6 protein-coding genes are annotated in these 6,562 nt (G+C 74.2%); 3 read left to right on the top strand and 3 right to left on the bottom strand.

Annotation, left to right across the window (positions count from 1 at the left end; all coding sequences use genetic code 11):
• Nucleotides 1-173 precede the first annotated feature (173 nt).
• Complete coding sequence (locus FB457_RS10725) at nucleotides 174-1,397, bottom strand: helix-turn-helix domain-containing protein (protein WP_047015371.1); 1,224 nt, start codon at nucleotides 1,395-1,397, stop codon at nucleotides 174-176.
• A gap of 114 nt (nucleotides 1,398-1,511) precedes the next feature.
• On the opposite strand from FB457_RS10725, the gene FB457_RS10720 reads away from it, so the two are divergent.
• On the top strand, nucleotides 1,512-2,411 hold the full coding sequence (locus FB457_RS10720) for an SGNH/GDSL hydrolase family protein (protein ID WP_047015370.1): 900 nt from the start codon (nucleotides 1,512-1,514) through the stop codon (nucleotides 2,409-2,411).
• A 143-nt stretch (nucleotides 2,412-2,554) separates the two neighbouring features.
• Here FB457_RS10720 and FB457_RS10715 read toward each other — a convergent pair whose 3' ends face one another.
• Nucleotides 2,555-3,298 carry a type 2 periplasmic-binding domain-containing protein gene (locus FB457_RS10715; protein WP_486588987.1) on the bottom strand — a complete coding sequence of 248 codons (744 nt, stop codon included), beginning with the start codon at nucleotides 3,296-3,298 and terminating at the stop codon, nucleotides 2,555-2,557.
• On the opposite strand from FB457_RS10715, the gene FB457_RS10710 reads away from it, so the two are divergent.
• A complete protein-coding gene (locus tag FB457_RS10710) occupies nucleotides 3,297-5,063 on the top strand; it encodes an LVIVD repeat-containing protein (protein ID WP_486588986.1) in 1,767 nt (588 codons plus the stop codon). The two genes, FB457_RS10715 and FB457_RS10710, sit on opposite strands and share 2 nt — an antisense overlap.
• Before the next feature lie 138 nt (nucleotides 5,064-5,201).
• On the opposite strand, the gene FB457_RS10705 is transcribed toward FB457_RS10710, so the two are convergent.
• Nucleotides 5,202-5,396 (bottom strand): hypothetical protein, encoded by a 195-nt coding sequence (locus FB457_RS10705; RefSeq protein WP_145781648.1) that lies wholly within the window; start codon nucleotides 5,394-5,396, stop codon nucleotides 5,202-5,204.
• 348 nt (nucleotides 5,397-5,744) lie between these two features.
• Between FB457_RS10705 and FB457_RS10700 the strand changes: the two genes are divergently transcribed.
• Nucleotides 5,745-6,422, top strand: a complete 678-nt coding sequence (locus FB457_RS10700) for a hypothetical protein (protein ID WP_047015366.1) — start codon at nucleotides 5,745-5,747, stop codon at nucleotides 6,420-6,422.
• Nucleotides 6,423-6,562 lie beyond the last annotated feature (140 nt).

Here is a 6,562-nt window from a genome sequence, read left to right as displayed (position 1 = left end):
TGCCGCGTGCCGCGTGCCGCGTGCCGCGTGCCGCGTGCCGCGTGCCGCGTGCCGCGTGCCGCGTGCCGCGTGCCGCGTGCCGCGTGCCGCGTGCCGCGTGCCGCGTGTGTGCGTACAGCCTGGCCCTCCTTTGGTCACCGGCTCCACGCCCGGGCTCCCCCGCCCCCGGGCCGTCAGGCCCGTAGCGTGCGGCGGGCCACCAGCGCCGCGCTCAGGCGGCGGGCGTCCGCCGGGGTCGTCGGGGTGAGGCCCGTGAGGAGGGCGATGCGGCGGATGCGGTAGTCGACCGTGTTGGGGTGCACGTGCAGCGCGGCGGCCGTGCCGCGGCGGTCGAGGTCGCGTGCCAGGTACGTCTCCAGGGTGTGCAGCAACTCCGGGCGGCCGGCCAGCGGTTGCAGCAGGTCGGCGAGCCCGGTCAGCGCCTCGCTCGGGCGGCTGAGCTGGTAGTCGAGGAGCACGTCGGCTAGCCGGTACAGGCCCGGCGGCCGGTCCGTACGCCGTACCAGCTCCACGATGTCCGCCGTCTGCGCCACCGCCGCCGGCAGCCCGTCCGCCGCCGCCCCGGCCGCCGCCGCCGTCACCGCCGCCCCGACCGCCGTCTCCGTACGGTCGATCAGCCCGCACAGCGCCGGCCACGGCGGCTCCTCCGCCACCGGCAGCAGCGCGGTGCCGCCGCCCGCGTCGAGCGCCGTGAGCGCCGGTTCGCCGGCGAAGCCGTTGAGCGCCGTCTGCAGCCGGCGGATCTTGCGCCGGGCGGCGATGCGGGACCGCGGTCCGGGGGAGTGCTCATCGGGGTGCGGGGCCACGTACAGCGTCATCGCGACGTACCGCGGCGCCGGCCGCAGCCCCGTGCGGCGGGCGATGCCCTCCAGCGGCTCCCCGGCGAGCAGCGCGGCCAGCAGCGCGTGCCGCGGCGCGTGCTCCTGGACGTCGAGCACCTGCCGGGCCTCCAGATACGCGGCGCTGACCGTTGCCACCAACTGCCGCTGCAGCACGAAGAGATGCCGCAGCACCTCCTGCGCGTCGGCGAAGTCCGCGGGCCGCGCCTCCGCCGAGATCTCCTCCCAGCCCATCGCCGTGCCGATCTGGTACGCGCTGAGGATGGCGTCCAGCGGCACGCCCTCCTCGGCGCGCTGCGCGGCCGACTCCCGCTGCCGTACCAGCTCGTCGTCGCGCGCCGGGCCGCGGCGCTGCAGCACGTCGGCGAAGAGGCGCAGGCTGCGCTGCACGATGTCGGCGATGTCGCCCGCGACCTCCTCGGGCGGCAGGGCGGCGTACACGGGCAGTTCGCTCAGCAGCCGGTCGACGACGCGGTGGGTGAGCGCGGGCACCCTGGCCCGCAGCCGCGCGTCGACCGGGCTGCCGCCGATACACAGCGGTGTGTTGTCACGCGTCACAACGGCTCCCGGAGAAGTCTGCGTTACTGACCAGTTAAGCGCAGCCCGGCCCGTCTGCATCATGTGCACGACACAACTTTCCGCCCCACCCACCCCCACCGCCGGGAGCCGCCGATGAACGTGCTGCCGAAACTCCTCAAGGGCGCGCTGGGCGCCGCCGCGGCGACCGGCCTCGTCGTCGCCGGCACGGCCGCCCCGGCCGCCGCGGACTCCGCCGTAACGGATGCCGCCGCCGGCGAGGTCTACGTCGCCCTCGGCGACTCGATGGCCTCGGGCCCGCTCATCCCGCTCCCCACCGGACCGCTCGCCTGCGGACGCTCCACCGAGAACTACGCGCACGAACTCGCGGACCGGCTCGACGTCGCGGAACTGCGCGACGTCACGTGCAGCGGTGCCAAGACCGACCACATGACGCAGCCGCAGTCGCTCTCGCTGCTCGACGTGGACATGGGCGAGGCACCCCCGCAGTTCGACGCGCTGAGCGCGGACACCACCCTGGTCACGCTGACGATCGGCGGCAACGACGCCGGGCTCGTCGGCGTCGCGCAGGACTGCATGCAGCTCAACCCGCTCGGCGACCCGTGCAAGGACGGCTTCATGGAGGGCGGCGTCGACACCGTCGCCCAGCGCATCGAGGCCATGGGCCCCAAGCTCGGCGCCGTCCTCGACGGCATCCACGCCCGCGCCCCGCAGGCCCGTGTCCTGGTCACCGGGTACGGCGACTACATCAAGCCGGGCGGCTGCTGGCCGTACCAGCCGGTGCTCGCTCCCGACGCCGACTGGCTCCAGGGCAGCGTCAACCACATGAACCGCGTCATCGCCGACCGCGCGGCGGCCCACGGCGCCGAGTACGTCGACGTCTTCACCCCGAGCCGCGGCCACGACTCCTGCCAGTCGCCGGAGAAGAAGTGGGTCGAGGGCTACGTGCCCACCGCCCCGGCCGCACCGCTGCACCCCAACGCCCGGGGCGAGGAGGCGTACGCCGGCATCATCCACGACCGACTGACCGGCTGACCGCCGTCCCCGGCCGTCCCCGGCCGGCGGGGACGGTCCGGCCACCGACGTCCCTCACCCCCCGAGGGGACGCACACACGCCGGCCCGGCGCGGACTCTCCGCGCCGGGCCGGCCGTGTCGGTGCGGCGACCGGGCGGCGGGGTCAGGGGTCCGGTACGGGGACGGGATCAGCCGGCCCGGCGTCCTCGGCGCGGCATACCTCCCGTACGACGCGCAGGAAGGCGTGGAGCACGGGATCGCGGTCCGTACGCCGCCAGATCACCGAGGTGTCGACGGTCAGGCCCGGCCCGGCGAGGGGCCGGTAGACGACGCCGTCGCGGCGGAGGTTCTCCAGCGAGGCGGGCAGCAGGGACGCCCCGAGCCCGGCGGCCACGAGGCCGATGACAGTCTGCTTGGGCGAGGCTTCGCGCAGGGAGGGCGGGGTGTAACCGGCGGCCCGGCACAGGGCGACGATGTCGTCGAAGAGCGGCGGGTTGATCTCCCGCGGGAACTGGATCAGCGGCGTCCCCGCCAGCTCGGCGACGTCGACCCGGTCCCGTACGGCGAGCGGATGCCCGGCGGGCAGCGCCACCGCCAGCTCCTCCGTGAACACCGTCTCCACCGCCAGCCGCGGATCGGGCACCGGCGGGTGGACGAACCCCGCGTGCAGCCGGCCCTCCGCCACCTCGCGGATCTGGTCGGGGATGCGCAGCTCCGTCACGCTCAGCTCGACGCCGGGGCGGACCTGCGAGAACCGGCGCACCACGGGCGGGATGACGCTGTAGATGGCCGCGTCGATGAACGCCACGGCCAGTTGCCCCGTCTCGCCGCGGGCGGCCCGCAGGGTCAGCTCGACCGCGCGGTCCGCCTGCCGGACGGTCGCCCGCGCCTCGGCCAGGAAGACCATGACGGACAGGCAGGGGATATCGCGCCGGGGTGCGCTGCGGGCGTCACTCGCGGGCGCGGCGGCGGGTGCGGCGGGTGTCGCGGCGCCGGGTACCGCGGCGGCCGACGGGGGTGCGGGGGCGGCCGTGCCGGCCGGCCGGGCCCGTCACGTCGAGGCGGTCGGCTACAGCGACTTGGAGCACCGGCCGGCGTTCAAGATGGCCGTACGGGAGAAGCGCGGCCGCTGGTACCTCTACACCGGGCACTTCTGGGACTCCGGCTGGAGCGTCGTCGACGTGACCGACCCCGCGCGGCCCGAGGTCGTCGCCTACGTACCGGGGCCGGAGAACACCTGGACCCTCCAGGTCGACCTGCACGGCGACACCATGGTCACGGCCCTGGAGCAGGTCTTCCCCAACTTCGGCGGCGACCCGGCGGCGCCCTTCGAGGAGGGCGTGCTGATCTGGGACATCGCCGATCCCGTACGCCCGCGCCGGCTGGGCCACTACCGCACCGGCGGCACCGGCACCCACCGCAACCTCTACCCGGGCGGCCGCTACGTCCATCTGGCCGCCGGCGCACCAGGCTTCAGCGGCAACATCTACGTCATCCTCGACATCTCCGACCGGTCCCGGCCGCGGGAGGCCGGCCGCTGGTGGGTGCCGGGCCAGCGGGACGACGAACCGGCCCCGGCGGGCCCGGGACGGGGCGAGGCCGGCGAAGTAGCAGGCGCGGGCGGCTTCTGCTGCTCGGCCGGCCACGACGTGTCCCTGCACGGACCGCCGTATCCGGTGGGGAACCTGGTCTACCTGCCGTACGGCGGCGCGGGCCTGGTGGTCCTCGACATCGCGGACCCCGCGCGGCCCCGGCAGATGGGACGCCTGTCGTTCAGCCCGCCGTTCCACAGCCGCTTCGGCGTCCACGGCGTCCTGCCGGTCCCGGGCCGGAAGATCGCCTTCGCCAACTCCGAGGACGTCTCGTACGGCACGGGCCCGGCGCACCATGCCTCGATAGTCGACATCTCCGACCCGCGGCAGCCCTTCCTGCTCTCCCTGCTCCCCGTGCCGACGCCCCCGCGCGGCGCCGGCTACCCCGACTTCTCCACCCGCGGCGGCTGGAGCGGCCCGCACAACATCAACCACCACCAGCACCACCCCGACGTCCAGCGCCACGACGGCCTGCTCCACGTCGCCCACTTCAACGCGGGTCTCCGCATCTACGACGTCTCCCACCCCCGTCTCCCCCCGGGAAGCCGGCCACTTCATGCCCCCGGAACCGACCCGCCGCTACGGCCCGATGCCGGAAGGCGCACTCGCCCTGCAGACGGAGGACGTCGTGGTCGACCGCCGCGGCTACATCTACATCACCGACAAGAACCAGGGCCTGTGGATTCTCCGCTACACGGGACCCCGCCCCTGAATGGAGGCCGCACGCCGCCGAAGGCCGGCGCACCACCGCGCCCCCGGCCGGTCCTCCCCCGGCCAGCACACCGTGTAGCCGGCGTGCTTCCTTCGCCAGGCGGGACTTCGGCGGCCGGCACGACCATGACCACCAGGGCGTCGACCGCGGCCGCCCGGCTCTCCCGGCGGCCGTCGTTCAGCCCCGCGGCCGGTGCGCGGTGCGTCGTCGCCTCGCCCCTGGGCCCGGGCGGCGCCGCAAGCCGCTCCAGGTGCGTGCAGTCCATGCGTGCGCCGTTGCGGCGCGCGCGGTACCACGCCCAGTCGGCCGGGACGTCGGGGTCGCACGGGAGATCCTCCGGGCGGCAGGGGAACACCGAGGACGCATGAACCGGGCTGCGTCCTCTCGTGGGGCCGGGGCCTGCCGGGAGGGTGGCGAACGGCTCGGGGAAGGCGCCCGGATCCGGGTCCCGCCCACCGCTCCCGAGCCGGTCCGCGAGCCGGCGCCCCGCGGGTGAGGCAAGCGTGTCAGCGGCCGTCCGCGTGGCCGGATCGGCCTCCGGTACGGTCCGCAGCAGGGCCTGCGATCCGCGCGACGAGTTCGGCCGTCTCTCTCGTGCGGTCGTCGTGTGTGGCGTACGTGCCGCTGCCCTCCGTGAGCGTGCGGCGCAGTTCGGTGTACGTGAAGTAGAGGCTGCCACCGCCGAGGGGCCACAGAAGCATCGCCGGGCCCTTGTCATGAAGACACCGCCGCCCATGACCAGGACCCGGCCGCGCGAAAGATGGCCACGCCACCCGTCACCTTGGATCGTGGGGAACCTGCTGCTCCTGCTCGCGGTAGCGGTGTTCCCGCGCTCCCTGCGGAAGCCCCCGCTTCCATCGAAGGACCGGGACGGCGATGAGGACGGGCATCGGTGAAACCGGGGGAGCCGCTTCTGCGGGGATATTGCCGGGGCATGACGGGGAGGTGGGATCGTGTCCTGTTAGGGTGGCGCTCCGTTGCGTTCGGGCATGCGGGCACTGGGCCAACGGGGACGACGGGGGGCGGCGGTGCGGCGACGTGGCTGCTTGGTGGCGGCTGTCGTGCTGGGGGTCAGCGGTTGTGAAGACGTCCGCGAGCCGGACAGCTCGGTGCTGCGCGAGTCCCCGACACCCTGCGCCTCGTGGAGCCCGGAGCACACTCCCGAGCCGCCGCACATCACCCGGCTCGCCTACCGTGCCGAGGAGTTCGAGGACGGCTCGTTGGCCATGACCGTGGGCGACGTTGACGCGGCTCCTGAGGACCCCAGTGCCGTGCGCACCGTCGATTACCGGCAGCCGGCCGCCGTCACGGAGTGCGAGACGGTGCGGATCGAGACGGTCAGCGGCTGGTGGTGCACCACCACCGTCGAGCCGATCGCGGTCGAGGGGGAGATCGTCGTGGGCGGCGCCGCGCCCCGTGCCGAGATAGGTGGCGAGGGGTTCGCCACCGAGTGCCACGGCGAACTGCCGGGCCGGATGAGGCAGGTCTACGCGCTCGAGCGCGATAGCTGGTCGGGCTGGCGCGACTACGGCGACTCGCGGCACACGTCGTGGACCCGGAGCCGGAGCCAGCAGGGGCCCCGGGTCACGGAGTTGTGTCCGCAGGGCAGGACGGGCACCTACAACTACCGCCTCGCTGTGAGGGTCGAGGTGGACTCCGTTACGGTCGGCGAGTCCTGGGCCGCCAGCCCGCACATCCGCACCGACTGCGGCACCGGGGTGAGCTAGTCCCCATGCCCTGTAGTCAGGCGTGAGGCGGGTGTGTCAAGTCACCTGAAGGAGGGCGGAGTTCCTGCTAGAACCGTGTCGACCAAGATCACTGTTCAGCAGGAGCTCCGTTGGATGCCAAGTCTGTCACTTGTCGTGAG

This window comes from Streptomyces sp. CNZ287 (genome assembly GCF_007827615.1).
This window is presented reverse-complemented; position numbering and strand designations above follow the sequence as displayed.

Excerpts from the sequence above, each read along its gene's own strand:
- FB457_RS10705 (WP_145781648.1), bottom strand. The coding sequence starts at position 5,396 with ATGCTTCTGTGGCCCCTCGGCGGTGGCAGCCTCTACTTCACGTACACC.
- FB457_RS10710 (WP_486588986.1), top strand. The coding sequence starts at position 3,297 with ATGACGGACAGGCAGGGGATATCGCGCCGGGGTGCGCTGCGGGCGTCA.
- FB457_RS10720 (WP_047015370.1), top strand. The coding sequence starts at position 1,512 with ATGAACGTGCTGCCGAAACTCCTCAAGGGCGCGCTGGGCGCCGCCGCG.
- FB457_RS10715 (WP_486588987.1), bottom strand. The coding sequence starts at position 3,298 with ATGGTCTTCCTGGCCGAGGCGCGGGCGACCGTCCGGCAGGCGGACCGC.